Origin of the sequence: Staphylococcus sp. HMSC62D11 (assembly GCF_001839145.1) — a bacterium.
Classification (GTDB): Bacteria; Bacillota; Bacilli; order Staphylococcales; family Staphylococcaceae; genus Staphylococcus; species Staphylococcus lugdunensis.
Genome location: NZ_KV840176.1, coordinates 35,872 through 55,193, shown reverse-complemented (window position 1 = coordinate 55,193; position 19,322 = coordinate 35,872). Strand labels below are relative to the sequence as shown.

The following is a 19,322-nucleotide window of genomic DNA, read 5'->3' as shown; positions in this document are numbered from 1 at the left end:
ATAAAATGTATGCACACAATTGATAATCATTATCAAACTAATTATAGATTGCCCATGAATTCATGTCAATGCCCATAATAATAGTGATATATTGAAATATTTTTTTATTATTTTAATCATCAAAAATATTTGATGTATTGCTATTTGTATAAGAAAAATTGAATTAGGGTAAATAATGATAATGACGTTGTACAACAATCTAAGGAGGCAAACATACAGATGACGCAACAATTTAACGCTTTCCAAGTAACTCAAGATGATGACGGTAAGGTTCAAGGTGACTTTATACAGTTAACTAGCGACGACCTACCAGAAGGTGACGTATTAATCAAAGTGCAATACTCAAGCATTAATTACAAAGATGCCCTTGCCACACAAGACAATAACGGAGTAATTAAAAAATATCCAATGGTACCAGGGATCGATTTAGCTGGCACCATCGAACATAGCGATGACCCACGTTATTCAAAAGGTCAAGAAGTGATTGTCACAAGCTACGATTTAGGTGTTAGTCACTTTGGAGGATTTAGTGAATATGCTCGAGTGAATTCAGACTGGATTGTACCGCTACCCGAACATCTTACATTGGAAGAAACCATGATTTATGGTACTGCTGGTTATACTGCCGGATTAGCCATCGAACGCCTAGAAAATCAAGGCATGACTATTGAAGGCAAAGAGGTACTTGTAAGAGGTGCTTCAGGTGGCGTTGGCTCACTCGCTGTCATGATGCTTAGCACACTTGGCTATCAGGTCATTGCCAGTACAGGAAATCATGAATCTAAAGAACGATTAACACAGTTAGGTGCCACAAAAATCATTGACCGTATAGAACAGGACGACCAAAAGCCACTTGCCAGTCGCACTTGGCAAGCAGCTGTGGATCCAATTGGTGGCGAAGGCCTATCTTACGTACTCAAACGCTTAGATTATGGAGGTAGTCTCGCCCTAATTGGCCTAACAGGTGGTCATCATTTCGACAGTACCGTTTTCCCATTTATTTTACGTGGCGCGAATATACTAGGTATCGATTCTGTCTTCACACCTATGAAAGTCAGAGAACGCGTATGGCGTCGATTAGCCACTGATTTAAGACCAGACCAATTGCATGATATTAAAACAAGCATTGCCTTTAAGGACCTACCGACATATTTAGACAAGATTATTAACCATCGACAAGCAGGACGTGTTGTAATCGACTTTAATAAATAAACAAAATACTAAACAGTCCTTAACATAAATTCACAAATAAAAGCATAAAGCCGATTTGAAATTAAAAATCGTCTTTATGCGTTTTTTTATTCAATATATAGTAGTTAAAAGCACTGCGCTTTGTCTTAGTAGTAATTAGGGTAAAAATAAGGAAGAAGGCAATTTCAATTGAAACTGCTTTCTTCCACTTGCCTCAGACATTTATGCCATGGACTTTCTTAACTATTATATTGTCAGTAGTTGAGTAGTCTGGCATACGAATTTAAAAATGCATTCCGTTTGCCCTTGCTGTTGTATCAATAAACCTTATACATGCCACCAGACTTCGGTTCAGTTGAAGTAAAACCAAATTGCGCATACAATTGGTCTGCCGGATAATCAGCAATTAAACTAACATAAGTACCTTGTTCAGCAATACGATCTATATAAGACATAATTTCTTGTAAAATACATTTACCAAAGCCTTGTCCTTGATATGAAGGTCGCACTGCAATATCAACTATTTGCAATGCAGTGCCACCATCACCAATCACACGTCCCATGCCGACAAGCGTCGCTTCATCATACAATGTTACATTAAAACAAGCATGAGGTAATCCTTTTTGAGCTGCAGCTTCAGATTTTGGGCTCATTCCCGCCTCGACACGTAGTGCGCAATAGTCTTGTACTGATGGAGATTCATAACTTACTCTAACCATGGTTCCACCCTTTTCCTAATTATAAATATTGTGCAAGAATAGACTGATTCGCTGCTTTAAAAATGTCATTATGACTAGACACATAACCTTCATCACTTGCTTCAGGTTCAATATATGTTTTAGCTAAATTCGCAGCATTACCCGCATCACTAAACGCACTGGCAATTAAATGCACTTTCGCATCATGATGAACAATATCGCCACACGCAAAAATACCAGGAATATTTGTCGTTGTATTACCAAAGCCTTTAACACGATAATCGTCATACCGTTCTAGCTTTGAAGTACAATCTGTTAACAGTGGATTTTCATGGTCAAAACCATGACTAATAATGACATCATCAAAACGATGTGTTTCAGTATCTCCTGAATCTAAATGTTCCAAACACACTTTATGGATACGCTGATTCTTGTCATCACCAATCAATTGCTTAATTTGCGTCCGTGGCATCAGTGTTACACCACGCTCTGTTAAAACGGAATGCATCACTTCATAACCCGACGTTTCCATTTTACGATAAACCACTGTCACACGCTTCGCAATCGGCGCTAAATCACGTGCCCAATCTAATGCAGTATTACCGCCGCCAGAGATAAGAATCTCTTTGTCTTTAAATTTACTTAAAGATTGAACAACGTAATGCAAATTCGTTAATTGATAACGCTCTGCTCCACTAATTTCTAGTGGTTTAGGATTAATAATTCCGCCACCAATCGCAAAAATAACTGCCTTAGACTCAAATACATCCCCAGTCGCCGTTTCTACCTCAAAATGACGTTCAGCACGTTTGCGAATATCAACAACACGTGTTTGCAAATTAACAAGTGGATTAAAATATAAACCTTGCGCAATCATATCTTCAATAATTTGATAGCATGGCTTCGGCGCAATACCACCAATGTCCCAAATGATTTTTTCGGGGTAAAGCTGCATCTTACCACCCAGCTTATCTTGTACATCAATGATTCTGACCGACATGCCTCTTAATCCAGAATAAAAACTTGCAAATAAACCAGCAGGACCGCCCCCAATAACGATTACATCCTCCATACACGAATCCTCCTCATATATTTAAAACATGATATCTTTTAATTGATAAACATTATCATTATATGAGGACAATTATACTACAGTTAGAAAACATGTTGAAAAGAAAGCGCTTAAGTTTCTGGACAAATGTATTGGCGGCTATATAAGCGTAGCATCTGGGGCATCATTATGTTTTAAGCTCTGAACTCTATGTTGGCAGTAGCTGGCTGGATTGAAAATGCGCTTATACCAAGCTTTTTTCAATCCTAGTCAACCTTGCCAGGGCGGAACTACGAATTCATAATGAATGCTGTCCCGTGCCTTACAATGTCTTTAAATATGTCCTTGTTTATCAACAGTTTTAATAAATGCGATAATGCCTTCATATATTCCAATCACACCTGGTATTCCAGTCCAACAAAATAATAAATATAAAACCGCCTTACCATTTTGCTTTCTATAAAATCGATGTGCCCCAAAACTACCTAAGAAAAATGCTAGTGCTGCATAAACATATTTGTTCACAATCATCTCTTCTCCTTTAACCAAAAAGTTTAAAGAAACGTTGAAAAGTTTAGTCATTTCCACTAAAGAATGTATATCTGGTAAATTTACTTCTCTTTCCCAATTTGAAATAGAATGACGAGAAACATTAAGGTATTCTGCTAATTTCTCTTGAGACATCCTTTTAGACTTCCTTAATATTCTAATTCGTTCTCCTACATGACTAAATTTCAAATCAATCCGCTCCTTTACGCACTCATCATAGGGCTAAATTATATTTTACTCTAGCGAAAATTATGAACAAATCACATTTTTCTGCTTAAATATTTAAGAAATAGATAATTATCCACTTCAAGACTACCCGCATTAACAAGAATGACTAATATTTAATTGCTTTCTTTTTTAAAATCAAAAAGATTGCCATTAAAAATATTAACATTGAAATCACTGACGCACTATTACCATAGGCACCACCCGTTATCCAGATGTTTTTAGTTTCTACAATATATTGAACAATACCGTATTGCTCATTATTTGTTGAAATATGACACAAATCTGATAAGTTCCAGCAAATATGCAGACAGGCACTCGCCCAAATTGATTGATACTTATAAGCAATTAGGCCGTAAAGCATACCAGCAATCGTGCCACTTGTTAAAAGTAATATTAGACTTACCCCAGACATCCCGCCATTAAATAAATGTACCACTGCGAATAATACAGAGGAAATCATGATTGCAGTGGTAATATTTGTTTGCTTTTCAATATAGCCCATGAGTAAACCTCTAACTAATATTTCCTCGGCAATCGGACTGAAAATACCCCCAAGAAAGACAATTTCAAACAGCATATTACAATAGTCAATTGGATTAGCTATTCTTGTAACAACAAAACTTCCTGGGATAAATATGATGCATATAAGAATCACTATAACAGGGATACTTAAACCTATGACTATAACATCGAGTGATAACTTAAATCTGGTCAATCGATAATCCCTGAGTTCTTGTTTCAAACCTTTCTGAATGAACCATTTGATAAGTAAAAATGTGATAACAGCATATGTGAGTCCATGGAGTATTGTTTCAACCGACTTTAAGTCTAGCAAATGCCATAGAATTGCAACGTTTTGTGCCACAACTGTAATCACAAAAGTAAGTATAATAATTCCAAATATTTTTGCTGACTTTATTAAAATATTCATGTGTTTCCTCCTAAATTTGTGTAGGAAACCTAAATGATTAACCTGCGAATATTTGAGATAAAGTACCACAAACTATAACAACGATAGCTAAGACAAACCACCATTTCTGTGACAAGAAGTCCCAAAAATTTAAATGATCCGTACCCGTCTCATTTAACTCCTTAGTGAAATTACTCATATTTTCTCCAGTAAGTAATTCATCTGTCGTAATATCAAACATTTGTGCCAAATTAACAATCATTTGCGCATTAGGTTCAATTGAGCCCTGTTCCCATTTAGAAACCGTTTGTCTCGTTGTATGTAATTCAGCAGCAAGTTGATCTTGGGTTAAACCTTGCTCTTTTCGATACTTCTTAATTTGTTCCGCAAGTTTCATATGATTGGTCACCTCTCTTTAAACTTAGCAAGTTTATCTGTAATTATCTGTATTCAAATTGACGCATTCGCGCACCAATTCATTACATTCTGTCTCCAAAATTTAGCATATCATGTTATCAGTACATCTTTATGTTGTTTTGATTGAACTTATATTTCATTTTACTAAAAAAACAAATCAAATCACTATCTTTATTATTTTAAATTCTAAGGCAAATGAAGTTTGTCAGTTTTATACAATTTTGTAGATAAAAATCTTTTCCCTCTATTGAATAATCTAAATCCAAATTTAAAGAACTATATCAAGAAAACTTACTCTATATATGAATATGTACTATTACACACAGTTAAAACGTATCGTCTCACTACAAAATTTTATTTAAACACTCTGAAATTAAAATTATAGAACTTTCCTTCTAAATATTGTGCTATATTTAAAGAAACTACTAATTTTTGGGTGATTTGATGAGTTATCAAGGAGAATTAGCATTAGAAAATGATGTTATCAAGCAGTTGGAATCTCAAGGCTATGAAAGAATCATATTAAGAAATCATGAACAGCTTGTAGAAAATTTCCGCCAAATCTTAAATGAACGTAATAAAGAAAACTTAAAAAATAGACCACTTTCTGATACCGAGTTTGCACGCTTAATGACAGATATTAGCGATAAAAGTGTCTTTGATAGTGCGATGCAGTTACGTGACAGTTACACATTAGAACGCGATGATGAATCTAAAGTTTATCTATACTTCTTAGATACAGAACACTGGTGTCAGAATAAATTCCAAGTAACGAACCAAGTGACTGTGGACGATAAATATAAAGCACGTTATGACGTAACGCTATTAATCAATGGGTTGCCTTTAGTTCAAATTGAATTGAAGCGCAGTGGTATCGCAATTAGTCAAGCATTTAATCAAATTGAACGTTATCGCAAACATAATTATCGTGGCTTGTTCCGCTTCATACAGCTCTTTGTAGTAAGTAATAAAAAAGAAACACGTTATTATGCCAATAGTGATAAAGAGATATTCAAGAGTTTAATGTTCTATTGGAGTGACAAAGATAACCGCCGTATTAATAATTTGAAAGAATTTATTCAAGAATTTCTTGATCGTTGTCGCATTGCTAAGATGATTAGTCGCTATATGATAACGAATGAAACAGATAAATTGCTTATGGCATTGCGTCCTTATCAAGTCTATGCAGTTGAAGCATTACTTAATCGTGCCACTGAAACCAATAATAATGGTTATATTTGGCATACAACTGGTAGTGGTAAAACACTGACTTCCTTTAAAACAAGCCAAATACTGTCCAAAGATCTAAGTATTAAAAAAGTTATTTTCCTAGTCGACCGTAAAGATTTGGATAGTCAAACACTTGCAGAATTTAATAAATTCCAAATGGATTCTGTTGATTTAACAGATAATACACATAAATTGCTGAAACAACTCGATGACCCATTCCAAAAGCTTATTGTTACAACTATTCAAAAGATGGCGAATGCTGTTAAATCGGGTGCTAACATTATGGATAAATATCAGCAAGATAAAGTCATCTTTATCATTGACGAATGCCATCGTACCCAATTTGGAGAAATGCATCGCTTAATTAGACAACACTTTAAGCAAGCGCAATATTTTGGATTTACTGGTACGCCCCGCTTTGAAGAAAATGCCAGTCAAGATGGTCGGGCTACGGCAGACATTTTTGAAAAATGTTTACATACGTATTTAATTAAGGATGCTATTCGTGATGGTAACGTGTTAGGTTTCTCTGTAGAATATATCAGTACATTTGCCAATGCAATCCATGACATGGATGAATCTTACGTATCTAGCATTGATGAAAATGAACTCTGGATGGCTGATGACCGACTAAACATGATTGCTAAGCATTTGGTGGCCAATCATCATAAAAAGACGCGTAATCAAATGTACACGTCTATCTTGACAGTTCAAAGTATTCCGATGGCTATTAAATATTATAAAATTTTCAAGCAACTTAAAGACGCAGGTCAACATCATCTAAATGTCTCAACCATCTTTACTTATGCTGCAAATGAAGATACACAAGAACAAATCGATAAAGTACATACTAAAGAAGAACTTGAACAAGTGATGTGTGATTATAATCAAATGTTTGATAAAAACTTTAGTCTAGACACGTTTGACGGTTTCTTTAATGATATTTCAAAACGTGTGAAACAAGGTAATCCGGCTGAACGCCTAGACATATTAATTGTCGTTGATATGTTCTTAACTGGTTTCGATAGTAAAAAGTTAAACACGCTGTACGTTGATCGTAATTTAAAATATCACGGCTTAATTCAAGCCTATTCACGTACAAACCGTGTTGAAAAGGAGACAAAACCCTACGGCAATATTGTATGTTATCGCAATCTTAAAGATAATACGGATAAAGCCATAGAACTCTTTTCTCAAACTAATGATACAGATACAGTATTAAGCCCGTCATTCGATGTCTTATTATCTGATTTCAAGCATGTACTTACCCAATTATTTAACGTCGTTCCTACGCCTGACGATGTAGATAACCTAGAGCGAGAAGACGATCAACTCGACTTTGTACTCGCATATCGTGCCGTAGCGAGCTTGCTGCAAAGGTTAAAGACCTTTGATGAATTTGAATTTACTTCTGACCTTCTTGGCATTAGTCAACAGACATTTGAAGATTACCAAGGTAAATATTATGCCATTTATGACAAAGTCAAAGGTCAACGTCAAAGTGAAAAAACATCCGTGTTAGATGATATTGATTTCAAAATTGAAATTTTAAGAAATGATATGATTAATGTTCAATACATTCTTGATTTACTAAACAATATTGATTTAACGGATAAAGCTCAAACCGAACGCGTGCGTAAACAAATCAAACAGTTATTAAGCAAGGCAGATGATGACAAATTACGTCTAAAAGCAGAACTGATTCGTGAATTCTTGGATAAAGTTATCCCTCACCTAGATAAAGATACCGTAATTGAAGATGCTTATTTTAACTTTGAAGAAGAAGTGAAAGAACAGGAAATTCAAGAATTTGCTAATGACAAAGCATACCCTATCGACTTACTTAAAGAAGTCATTAATGAGTATGAATTTAGCGGGCAACTTGATAATAACTTTGTCGAACAAGGTATTACAGGTGGTTTACTCGTCCGCACACAAAAAATTGAAAACGTTAAATCATTCGTTCAAGAAACAGCAGAAAAATATGGTGCAGCAAATTAAATAAGTTAGGCGGCATACCGCTTAACTTATTTTGCTTTGTGCTTTAAAATAACATATATACACTTTGATACAAACGATGAACAGAGGAGGATACAACCGTGTCTACAACAGAAAAGCAACGTCAACAACTTGCTGACTTACAAAAGAAACTATGGTCTATTGCCAATGATTTACGCGGCAATATGGATGCCAATGAATTTAAAAACTATATCTTAGGTTTAATCTTTTATCGCTTCTTAAGTGAGAAGAATGAAGACATCGCAGCGGGCTTACTTAAAGAAGACGATATTTCATATGAAGAAGCCATGAATAACGATACATATAAACCCATTGTGGAAAAGGAACTCATTGCACGTATTGGCTTTGTGATTGAACCTCAATTTCTTTTCAGCAATCTTATAAACAAAATTGAGGCCCAAACGTTCCAAATTGAAGACTTAAGCAACGCGGTTAAAAATGTCGAAAACTCTACACGAGGCCATGACAGTGAAGATGACTTCATTCACCTCTTTGACGACATGGATTTAACATCAAGTCGTTTAGGTAATACCAATGCTAAACGTACCCAACTTATCTCTAAAGTGATGGTTCAAATTGCTACCCTACCATTCGTCCATAGTGATCTTGAAATCGATATGTTAGGCGATGCGTATGAATATTTAATCGGCCAATTCGCTGCTTCTGCAGGTAAAAAAGCCGGAGAATTCTATACACCGCAACAAGTATCAACAATCTTAGCTAAAATTGTAACAACAGGTAGAAATGATTTACGTAGCGTCTATGACCCTACTTGTGGCTCTGGTTCCCTATTACTTCGTGTTGGTTCAGAAGCTCGTGTACGTCAATATTATGGACAAGAATATAACAGTACAACATACAACTTAGCACGCATGAACATGTTACTCCATGACGTCAATTATAAACAATTCCAAATTGAAAATGACGATACGTTAGAAAGCCCTGCCATACATGACGAACGCTTTGATGCAGTTGTCGCAAACCCGCCATATAGTGCACATTGGAGTGCAGACCCATCCTTCTTAGAAGATGAACGGTTCAGTAACTATGGCAAATTAGCACCTAAAAAAACAGCAGATTATGCTTTTATTCAACATATGATTTATCACTTAGATGATCATGGTACTATGGCTGTTGTATTACCACACGGTGTATTATTTCGTGGAAATGCAGAAGGCACAATTCGTAAATATTTAATTGAAGACAAGAATTACATTGATGCAGTGATTGGCTTACCTGCTAATCTATTCTTTGGCACAAATATCCCAACCTGCATTCTAGTTTTCAAGAAATGTCGTGAAGAAAGCGACGATGTGTTATTTATTGACGCTTCTCAATCCTTTGAAAAAGGTAAAAACCAAAATCACCTTACCGACGACGACGTCAATAAAATTGTAGATACCTATCGTCAAAGAGAAACCATTGATAAATACAGCTATGTAGCGTCATTAGATGAAATTAGAGAGAATGACTATAACTTAAACATTCCGAGATACGTGGATACCTTTGAAGAAGAAGAACCGATTGATTTAGTCCAAGTTCAACAACAACTCAAAGACATCGATAAAGAAATTGCTGAAGTCGAAGCAGAAATCAAAGACTATCTCAAAGAATTAGGAGTGGTCAACCATGACTAATGAACAAAAAAATGTCCCAGAACTACGATTTCCAGAGTTTGAAGAGGAGTTAAAAGCTGTACCATTATCTAGATTAGGAGAATTTAAAAAAAGTTACTCATTTTCTAGATCATATGAAGGTAATGGAGATTATGGATATATACATTATGGTGATATTCACTCTAAATTCCCTTCTGTTCTAAATAATAAAAATTTAATTCCAAATATTAAAGAATCCAAAGAATTTCAAGAAGTGCAACAAAATGATTTAATATTTGCAGATGCGTCTGAAGATTATAAAGATTTAGGAAAAGCAGTATTGATTAATTTTAATATTTCTAAAGTTATATCTGGACTACATACACATTTATTTAGACCAAATAATTTAGTGATACCAAAGTTTCTCTTATTTAATACTAAAACAAAGAACTATCTTAAATTTATTCATAGACAAGGTAATGGCATCTCAGTCTTAGGAATATCTAAAAATAATTTATCAAAATACATTGTAAATTTACCTTTTAAAAGCGAACAAGAAAAAATAGGTAATTTTTTTAGCAAACTCGACCGTCAAATTGAATTAGAAGAACAAAAACTCGAACTCCTAAAACAACAAAAGAAAGGATATATGCAAAAGATATTCTCACAAGAAATAAAATTTAAAGATGAAAATGGAAATGATTATCCTGAATGGATAGAAAAAACTATTGAAGAAGTAACGAAATATATCAGTTCTAAAAAAAGTTCCAATCAATATATTGAAAATAATACATTAGGAAGTTATCCAGTTTATGATGCTATCCAAGAAATTGCAAAAGATTCTCAATACGATATGGAAGAACCTTATATTTCAATATTAAAAGATGGTGCTGGTGTTGGGCGTTTAAATTTAAGAGCAGGTAAGTCCTCTGTTATAGGTACAATGGGATATTTACTTCCTAAATATATAGACATTCAATTTTTATATTATCGCATGAAATTACTTGAATTTAAAAAGTATATAATTGGTAGTACGATACCACATTTATATTATAAAGATTATTCTAAAGAAAAATTAAAAATACCATCAAGTAGTGACGAACAAAAGAAAATAGGAACCTCCTTAAAAAAACTTGATGACTACATAGAAAAACAATCATCAAAAGTTGAATTTTTAAAACAACGTAAACAAGGGTTATTACAGAAAATGTTCATTTGATTCTGATAAAGGCATTATGTAAATGAAAAAGTTATGACACAATGCCGCATAGTGTGCTTATTTGCAGCGGTAATATATTCATAGAGATTATTCGTTGTTACGTTTAATTTTATAAAACGTTTGCCTAGTAATATTAAGATTAGGAAAGCATCAAACTACTTCGATTAAAAAATGAGTGTGATATATGATAAAACATTCTATATTATGGAGTAAAAGTGTTATACCTCTTTATTTTTTCGTGGCATTTCTTACTTTTTTACTATTTCATTTTTATTTAAAGTCTGACAATATCAGTATATATATTATTATATTCACGTTAGTAGGATTTGGTATAACTTCAATGATTTACAATACAAAGTATATCTAACGATGAAAAGTTGACTACATTGCAGTCAACTTTTTTTATTCTTCCCAGCCACCTTCCAATATAGTATTAAGAAAAAACCACCCGTCAAACGAATGGTTTTGATTGAATTCACGTTGTCTGTCTTTTTAATAATTTTATTAGTCCGTTGATTTTTAGTGTTTTTCCAATTAAGTTCAACTATATTTTTCTTTATTATCGGTTTATTTTTTGTTCCTTTATTAAAAACTACCATAGTTTCGTTTGAGTTTTTAAAGAATGATTTGAAATATAATTATAAATCAATTTTCTGAGCTTAATATTAATTTTTAAATTACTATGATAAAATCATATTATTACTATTTTAGTTAATTAGGTTATTGAAAACTATAATATATTAAGGAGTTTTTTTATGGAGACTAAATACAAAACAAAACCACTTATGATATTTATAATGATTGTTTTTGGACTTACTTATATTTTTGGAGGAGTATTGTATTTTGTAAATAATAAAATTATATTATCTAACTTAATAATGCTTTTCCCTGCAATATCTGCAATTATTGTTTGGATTTATTTTTATAAACATCAAAAATTTACAGAATTTTTTTCCTTACGTATTGGTAAACTCAAATATTGGGCTATCTATCCATTCACTATGATAATTATTATAACCTTAATTTATTTAATTTCTTATGTTGTAAACCCTAATCAGTTTTTAGATATTTTTGATATAATGCATAAATTACTTATTCCTCTAGTAGTAAATATAACTGTTGGTGTATTAGTTAGTCTGGTAGCATATTTAGGTGAAGAATTAGGTTGGCGAGCTTTTATGTATCCTATATTAATAGATAAATTAGGTACAAAGAAAGGTTTACTTAGTGGTGGAATTATATGGGGGTTTTGGCATTTACCCCTCATTTTACAAGGACATAATTATCCAAATAATCCTAGTTTAGGTGTTTTTTTGATGGTAGCTATGTGTATACCATTAGGTATTATTCTTTATTACACGTACTTAAAAACTAAAAGTGTCTTTATGCCTGCTGTTTTACATGGTATTTTTAATCAATTTTCAACTACTGTCTATATGTTTGCTCTTAAAAGAAGTGAGTTTAACTCATTAATTTATGGTCCAACAGGAGTTATTGGAATAATAGTTTTAAGTATTTTCGCATTAATTTTGATTTTGAAAATAGATAATATCGACAGAAAATCTTGATTTTAAAATTACGGCTTATTTGTTGTTTTGATAGCCAGTCAGATGAGTTTGACTGCTTTAATAATTCAGCTCTTTTCTTTGTTTAAACTTAGCGGTTATTATATATAAATTTTTATTTATAAATAGATCAGTGATGAAAAAATAATCTAAATTTAAATGATAATAGCAATGCAAAACTAATAGATAAATATGCTGTTAAATCTGAAACATTAGGTGGTAATATTCCTTCATTCTTCCAAATAAAAATATTGCGATGGATTTATAATGAGGAACTCTATATTTTTGAAAGGAGTTATAAAATTGCGTGTTTTATTATTATTTATTGGAACTATTTTAGTAACAATATTAATAATTGGAAGTATGATGGGGTTTTTCAATAACTCTATTCCCCCATGGATGTTAATAATTTTTTGGGCGGCAAGTATTGTTATTTTATTGGGAACTGTTATGATAAGACGCTATTATAAACAAAAATATAAAAGAGAACTTACTTTATATGAAAAAAGTCCTAACTTACAGGAGAATGAATTTTTTTATCAAGCTCCATTGTATTTATTCGATGACATATATATTAAAATTCATGGTATGACTGATACTGTATGGACTCCTTATTTTAATAATAATCTTCAAAAGTGGCTAAGTATATTGGATATTTTTCCGACCTATGGTGTCAAGCTTACGTCATCAGATCACGATATCATTTTAAAAAAAATTAAATTATGGTCTTTAAGACCACATTATAGAGTCTGTATTGATGGATCAGAAGTCGGCATATTACAGATGATAAAGTTGGTAAAAGGAGGAATAAAACAACAAACTCCTTATGTTTTTCTAGACATTAATTACACATATAAGTTTAATAACCCTTATTTTTCAACTAAAACGGTGATAATAGGAAAAGAAAACAATAAAATATTAACAGCGCAACGTTCATTTTTTGATTTAGGTAAAAATCTAGTAACTCGACGTAGAGGAGAAAACCACAATATAGAAATCGAATCAAATGATACCCAAATACCATATCCTCCCGAACTTTGGATTACTTTATACATCCAAGTAATGATAAATAAGCAAAAGGAACAATAGAAAAATGCTTAGTTTAGAAAAAAAGAGTGTGAATTCGCACTCCTTTTTCTTGTATAATTATTAAAATCTCAATTCAATAATATAATATGAGATTTGAGAGACTGTGAGAACCTCTCATTTACATTGAACATCAATTTATCAAGATAGTTCTCCTTATCGTGCTTGATTCTATAAACTATCTGTCTTGTAATATTAACCTCTTTCGCTATCTGACTAATTACTTTGCCTTCTTCTAACACTTCTGCAATATGATGATAGATAACACATTTTTTAGGATCTTCGCATTTAGTGAATAAAGTAAAGTACGCCCTTTAGGTATCCCTTGGTCTTTCACAACTTGAATGCCTCAAGCTTGTCGACGTTTACTTTTATTTCTCTCCTGTTCTGAAACTATTGCTAAAATTTGAACGATTAAATCTTTCATAAACTTATCTAATAACGGATTCCCAATAACTTCATTCATCATAGGCTAGCTTGTAATCATTTTAAATATCTCTATTTTGAATATTAAATAGTTTTTTAAGATTTAGAACTTGTTTATAGAGATTTATGCTTAAAAATGTCTCCAATCAAAATATGTAAATATAAGCCAAATAAATACATCAAGTTAAAAAGTTAAGTAAACAACTAAAAATCATTTCAAATCCCTCTGGTAACCATTATTTATTTCTGAAACGCTTTTATTATTATATTATTTTATATGAACCACTACCTATAGTTTAAACCGTCTAAAACGTATAATTAGAGTGTCTGTCGTGCTATTGTCGTGTTATTATCGTCTAATTGTCGGCAATTTTTCGTGGTTATATTTATGAAAAAGGAGTAACTTATTAACATGGACAAATCAAGAGTTGCAAAAATCAGAAAAAGTAAATCGATGACACAAGAGAATTTAGCAGAAAAGGCCTGTGTAACAGTGAGAACTATTCAAAGAATTGAAGCAGGAGAGGAGGTTAGCAGTAAAACATTAAAAAGTATTTCAAATGCTTTAGATGTAACAATTAATGAATTATTTGAATCAATTGATTCACCGGATAAGGAGGCAGAAATAATGGAGATATCTAAAGAGCAGCAAAAACAGTTTAAATACCGCCAAAATGAAATATTTACTATAAGATTAATAATATTTGGGGTTATATTTCTACTTTTAGCTTTTTTTGCCATCTTTATAAGTGAGCTAAACGGCCTAAAACAAGAGATTTTTGGAATTATTTGGCTGTTCACTTTATTTTTAAGTTTAGCTATAGCACATTATTTCTTAAATGTATTTATCTCAAAAAAATTAGATGAAAAATATCCTATGACTTTAGGAATGAACAATAAAAGGTCTCATAGAAGAAATGAATCTGCTTCAAATGGCTGGGATTTTTTATCAAGAAATTGGTGGATGATTTTTCCAATTGGCGGATTTTTAAGTTGGCTCATTCCTCAATTATTAGGAAAATAATAACAAGTTAAGACAAAATAAAAGCGTTTTTGAAGTGATTTACTTAATAATTCATACAAATTCAAGTGGGTCTGGAACATAAAGTTCCTGGACTAAAGAGAAAATGGTAATTTCTAGTGAAACAAGATAGAAATTACCATTTTCTTTAATCCGATATGTTTATGTCCCGAACTGTATTTTTCTGAGATTTATGTCCCAGACCCTTTTTGGTATTGCTTTTGCTCCTATTTGTAATTTTAGTTGAGCTAATCAGGCAGCGGGACAGAATTCATAATGAATTCGTAGTCCTGTCGCCCCGCATGGTTGATTAGGATTGAAATAACTTGGTATCCAGCGTATTTTCAATCCAGTCAACTGCTGCCAATATATAGTTCATAGACTAAAACATCATTATGTCCCAGACTCAAAACTAAAAAAACTATTTTGTCACTCAAAAAAAGCGCTTGAATACTGAATTATACCAGAAGCTTCATCTAAAGCATTTTTCTTTAATTCTATCGCCATCAATAATTCATCTGGTACGTCAAACGGTGCTTGAATGCCCCAATTAGAAGCTTGTTTAAATCCGAATTTAGGATAGTATTCTGAATGTCCCATTACTATAACTGACCCGAAATTAAGTTTCTTTGCTATTTCTAAAGATTTTTGTATTAAACTTCGTCCTACACCTTTGTTTTGATAATCGGGCAATACAGAAACTGGTGCTAAAGCTAATGATTCTGTATTTTTCTCATCATTAACAATAACAATCTTAGTTAATAATATATGACCAATCATTTTGTTTTTATCCATAGCAACTAATGATAAATCTGGAACAAACGCATCGGAATTTCTCAAATTCGCAACTAATCTATGTTCACTCTGATCACTATATGATTCATTAGCAAATGCGTTTTTCACAACTTCCTCTGTAAACTTATAATCTTCTTTTTCCTCTGTTCTAATCGTAAAATCCATGTTCTCACCTTATCTTAATTATATAAGTTAAATATGCTTTCTAATGACACTATTTTTGATTTCTCTCTTCTTCTAAATTTTTTAATAAAAAATCATATATTTTTATTATCTTCCTTTGATCATACGAAGCGATGCCTATATCTCTTTTGTATCCGCTCAAAGCTTTTTGAAATAAATTCATGTTTGCTATTCTTGATGTTAATGACACCGGCATTAATGTAATACCATTTCCAGCTTTAATGTTCGCTATTACAGATTCAAAATGTTTATTATAGTTTAAATTTAATTTGTCTTCCATTGATCTATTTTTAATAAAATCATACGTATCGCAGGGTGGATTTTGTATATAAATTTTCTCACTTAATAATTCATTTATCTCAATTTTTGAACTCTCAGTAAATTTATTGTCATCATTATAAATAACCATAAAATCTTCACTATATAATCTTTTGCGATATATATCACGATTATTTAGCTTTGATACATCCCCAATAAGTAAATCTATATTACCTTTAGACAATTCTTCTATTAAAATAGAAGTGCTATCTTCAATGATTAAGTTAGCTATCTCATCAAAACCTCTATTTTTATATTTATTCGTTAAAGAAAAACTAGGAATAACACCTATTTTCCATTTAGAATCAAAAGAAATATTCAACTGTTTCTCTAAATCAGCAATAGAATGTTGCATCTCTCTAAATGTATTAAATACCAGTTTCCCCTCTTCATTTAAGAAAATACCTTTTGAAGTTCTATAAAATAAATGACAGTTAAAATATGCTTCAACGCTTTTAATTCTCTTACTAAGCGCTGGCGTACTAATATTTAACTCTTGTGATGCTTTATTTATACTATTATATTCAGCTACTCTAATAAAATCTTGTATATATTCAAAGTTCATTAGCTTCTCCTTTTAGTATTAACTATTAGTTAATACCCCTTTAAATGATTACTTATTCACACATACTTCCAGGTGTTTTATCTTTATATCAGAAAACAATATTTCGTGTTATAAATATTAACTTTTATAGGGTGGAATGATGATGAAAAAAGTATGGGTTTTAACCATTGGTATGTTTGCTTTAGGCATGGATGCATATATTGTAGCAGGATTAATTCCTGCCATAGGCGATAATTTTAATAAAAATAGTGCTGAAGTTGGACAAGGTGTTACAGTATTTACTTTATTCTTTGCTATTTCAGCACCCATTTTTTCTACTTTATTAGCAAAAAATGAAGTGAAAAATATATTAATATTAGCTATCAGTGTCTTCTCTTTAGCAAATTTAATTACTGCGTTAGCTCCTAACTATGCGATTTATATCATTTCAAGAGCAATAGCTGGATTGGGCGCAGGTATCTTTTCACCTATTGCGGTTAGCTCAAGTAGCCATCTAGTATCCAAAAAGCATAAAGGAAAAGCCATCGCATTTACAGTTGGTGGAATGAGTGTAGGAACAGTCGTGGGAGTGCCATTAGGTCTAGAAGTTTCAAAATATACGAATTGGCGCTTTTCCATATTAATAATAGTACTTATCGGTCTAATTGGCTTAATGAGTATATTAAAATACCTGCCAAGATTTAAAGTACAAGCACCACCTAATTTAAAATCACGCTTCAAATTATTTTTAGATAAACATGTATTAAGCGTTGTATTCGTAACATTATGCGCTGCTATTGCGAGTTTGGGATTGTATACTTATTTAGCTGATATAATCAAAGAAAGTGGTAACACAGAATATCTTACATGCTACTTAACTGCATGGGGTGTAGGTGGATTAATAGGAAGTTTTGGAATCGGATTTTTAATTGATAAATTTAAAAATCCTGCCGTCTTAATGCTTATTATTTTATTTGCGTTAGCTTTAAGCTTCGCATTACTTAACGTTACAATTCAAGTACCTTTTTTAAATTTTATACCTTTTATTTTATGGGGTGCTATGGGTTGGGCAACACAGGCGCCTCAACAACATATATTATTACAAAATCATGCTAATCATGGTGGTGCCGCCGTTGCACTAAATAGCTCCATCAACTATTTAGGTAGTGCATTGGGTTCAGCTCTAGGTGGGATAATTCTACTTAAATTTATTAATACAAATATGCTTATTTATAGCGCTATTATCATTACTGTTATTGGTATCATGTTACAGATAATGAATATTACAATGGATAGAAAAAATAATTAATTTGGTATTTTTTACTATTATGTTTTAAATAGTGTATGAACATGATCAAGACCGAGCCCGATAACTAGTGTGAATAGTTATCGGGCTCTTGCTGAGTAATCAAAAATATACTTTTGATTATCTATATCTACAATGGGACCTCGATTAATAATCATTAATTTTTGGGAACCTTCTCTTAGATATATGATACTTCCTATTGTTTTCACTTTATTTCACCTGTCTTTCTATATTTTTAATTTTGGCATGAACTTTTCTATCAGAAATTGAAGCCATGTTCATAAATGAAAATACAAAAAAATACCTAACCAACATATATAAATCCATATATTTTGTATATTCTCAATAACCATCATATAAAATAGCCCAACTATTAAATATATAGAAATCAAATAACAAAACACCACCAGTACCATATTTTTGAATGATGGAATCAACATTACTTTTTGTGTGCTATTTTTATTAAATGCTGGATGATTCAACTTCTTTCTTATAGATAAACGTAGTGCTATCACACCGACAAATCCAATTAAAAATAGCACAAACATCCATATTTGACTAATATTAATATTCATTAAGCCAATAAAACTTCTTAATAATACACTGATAGTAACACCAATTCCAGCAGCTATTAAACCTTGATTGCTCTGATTTTGGTTATTGAATATGTTTAAATTATTAAACTCTTTGTAACTCAGTTCTGTATATTTAATAGGTATAAACCAATTCAACATAGGGCATAAATATGAATACCAATTTTGTTCTAAATCGATCATTAAATATCTATTATCTTTTTGAATGATTTTATATCTAGGATTTTTATATATCGTATATACATTTTCCATTTATTCTTAGCAATTCCATACACCTTTTTTGTTTATATCATACTACACATTCAACTTTGCAACAGAACCATCGACACCATGATCATTTGTGCAATAAAATAATTCTAAATTCAAGATAATTCACTC

15 protein-coding genes and 3 pseudogenes are annotated in these 19,322 nt (G+C 31.9%); 8 read left to right on the top strand and 10 right to left on the bottom strand.

Annotated features, from left to right (window positions below):
* Positions 1-219 precede the first annotated feature (219 nt).
* On the top strand, positions 220-1,212 hold the full coding sequence (locus HMPREF3267_RS00630; protein ID WP_062077991.1) for an acrylyl-CoA reductase family protein: 993 nt from the start codon (positions 220-222) through the stop codon (positions 1,210-1,212).
* A 296-nt stretch (positions 1,213-1,508) separates the two neighbouring features.
* On the opposite strand, the gene HMPREF3267_RS00625 is transcribed toward HMPREF3267_RS00630, so the two are convergent.
* The 5 genes from HMPREF3267_RS00625 to HMPREF3267_RS00605 form a co-directional block, all read right to left on the bottom strand.
* Positions 1,509-1,910 carry a GNAT family N-acetyltransferase gene (locus HMPREF3267_RS00625; RefSeq protein WP_002460201.1) on the bottom strand — a complete coding sequence of 134 codons (402 nt, stop codon included), beginning with the start codon at positions 1,908-1,910 and terminating at the stop codon, positions 1,509-1,511.
* A 19-nt stretch (positions 1,911-1,929) separates the two neighbouring features.
* A complete protein-coding gene (locus tag HMPREF3267_RS00620; protein WP_002478752.1) occupies positions 1,930-2,961 on the bottom strand; it encodes an NAD(P)/FAD-dependent oxidoreductase in 1,032 nt (343 codons plus the stop codon).
* A gap of 312 nt (positions 2,962-3,273) precedes the next feature.
* Positions 3,274-3,678: an NINE protein gene (locus HMPREF3267_RS12195; RefSeq protein WP_002492278.1), complete on the bottom strand. Its 405-nt coding sequence runs from the start codon at positions 3,676-3,678 to the stop codon at positions 3,274-3,276.
* A gap of 145 nt (positions 3,679-3,823) precedes the next feature.
* Entirely contained in the window at positions 3,824-4,648 is an 825-nt protein-coding gene (locus HMPREF3267_RS00610; protein WP_002492283.1) for a CPBP family intramembrane glutamic endopeptidase, read from the bottom strand.
* A gap of 37 nt (positions 4,649-4,685) precedes the next feature.
* Positions 4,686-5,024, bottom strand: coding sequence for a helix-turn-helix domain-containing protein (locus HMPREF3267_RS00605; protein ID WP_062077993.1), 339 nt, complete (start codon positions 5,022-5,024; stop codon positions 4,686-4,688).
* Between the two features lie 464 nt (positions 5,025-5,488).
* Between HMPREF3267_RS00605 and HMPREF3267_RS00600 the strand changes: the two genes are divergently transcribed.
* The 5 genes from HMPREF3267_RS00600 to HMPREF3267_RS00575 all read left to right on the top strand — a co-directional run bounded on the left by HMPREF3267_RS00600 (position 5,489) and on the right by HMPREF3267_RS00575 (position 13,761).
* The gene (locus tag HMPREF3267_RS00600; protein WP_062077995.1) at positions 5,489-8,275 is read left to right on the top strand and encodes a type I restriction endonuclease subunit R; all 2,787 of its coding nucleotides are present in this window, start codon (positions 5,489-5,491) and stop codon (positions 8,273-8,275) included.
* Between the two features lie 98 nt (positions 8,276-8,373).
* Positions 8,374-9,930 (top strand): type I restriction-modification system subunit M, encoded by a 1,557-nt coding sequence (locus HMPREF3267_RS00595; RefSeq protein ID WP_062077997.1) that lies wholly within the window; start codon positions 8,374-8,376, stop codon positions 9,928-9,930.
* The gene (locus HMPREF3267_RS00590) at positions 9,923-11,107 is read left to right on the top strand and encodes a restriction endonuclease subunit S (RefSeq protein WP_062077999.1); all 1,185 of its coding nucleotides are present in this window, start codon (positions 9,923-9,925) and stop codon (positions 11,105-11,107) included. Before HMPREF3267_RS00595 ends, HMPREF3267_RS00590 begins: the two co-directional genes overlap by 8 nt.
* Positions 11,108-11,862: 755 nt before the next feature.
* Positions 11,863-12,675 (top strand): CPBP family intramembrane glutamic endopeptidase, encoded by an 813-nt coding sequence (locus HMPREF3267_RS00580; protein WP_002478744.1) that lies wholly within the window; start codon positions 11,863-11,865, stop codon positions 12,673-12,675.
* Positions 12,676-12,975: 300 nt separating this feature from the next.
* Positions 12,976-13,761: a hypothetical protein gene (locus HMPREF3267_RS00575; RefSeq protein ID WP_062078001.1), complete on the top strand. Its 786-nt coding sequence runs from the start codon at positions 12,976-12,978 to the stop codon at positions 13,759-13,761.
* 152 nt (positions 13,762-13,913) lie between these two features.
* Here the strand turns inward: HMPREF3267_RS00575 and HMPREF3267_RS12185 are convergent.
* Positions 13,914-14,230, bottom strand: a pseudogene (locus HMPREF3267_RS12185) (helix-turn-helix domain-containing protein); the annotation flags it as partial.
* Between the two features lie 366 nt (positions 14,231-14,596).
* On the opposite strand from HMPREF3267_RS12185, the gene HMPREF3267_RS00570 reads away from it, so the two are divergent.
* Positions 14,597-15,208: a helix-turn-helix domain-containing protein gene (locus tag HMPREF3267_RS00570; protein WP_062078002.1), complete on the top strand. Its 612-nt coding sequence runs from the start codon at positions 14,597-14,599 to the stop codon at positions 15,206-15,208.
* 426 nt (positions 15,209-15,634) lie between these two features.
* Here HMPREF3267_RS00570 and HMPREF3267_RS00565 read toward each other — a convergent pair whose 3' ends face one another.
* Positions 15,635-16,165, bottom strand: a complete 531-nt coding sequence (locus HMPREF3267_RS00565) for a GNAT family N-acetyltransferase (protein ID WP_062078004.1) — start codon at positions 16,163-16,165, stop codon at positions 15,635-15,637.
* A gap of 49 nt (positions 16,166-16,214) precedes the next feature.
* Positions 16,215-17,066, bottom strand: coding sequence for a LysR family transcriptional regulator (locus HMPREF3267_RS00560; protein ID WP_062078006.1), 852 nt, complete (start codon positions 17,064-17,066; stop codon positions 16,215-16,217).
* A 142-nt stretch (positions 17,067-17,208) separates the two neighbouring features.
* On the opposite strand from HMPREF3267_RS00560, the gene HMPREF3267_RS00555 reads away from it, so the two are divergent.
* A complete protein-coding gene (locus HMPREF3267_RS00555; protein WP_062078008.1) occupies positions 17,209-18,354 on the top strand; it encodes an MFS transporter in 1,146 nt (381 codons plus the stop codon).
* A gap of 89 nt (positions 18,355-18,443) precedes the next feature.
* On the opposite strand, the pseudogene HMPREF3267_RS00550 reads toward HMPREF3267_RS00555, so the two are convergent.
* Positions 18,444-18,560 (bottom strand): annotated as a pseudogene (locus tag HMPREF3267_RS00550) (DUF4176 domain-containing protein); the annotation flags it as partial.
* Between the two features lies 1 nt (position 18,561).
* A pseudogene (locus HMPREF3267_RS00545) lies at positions 18,562-19,196 on the bottom strand (DUF443 family protein).
* Positions 19,197-19,322 lie beyond the last annotated feature (126 nt).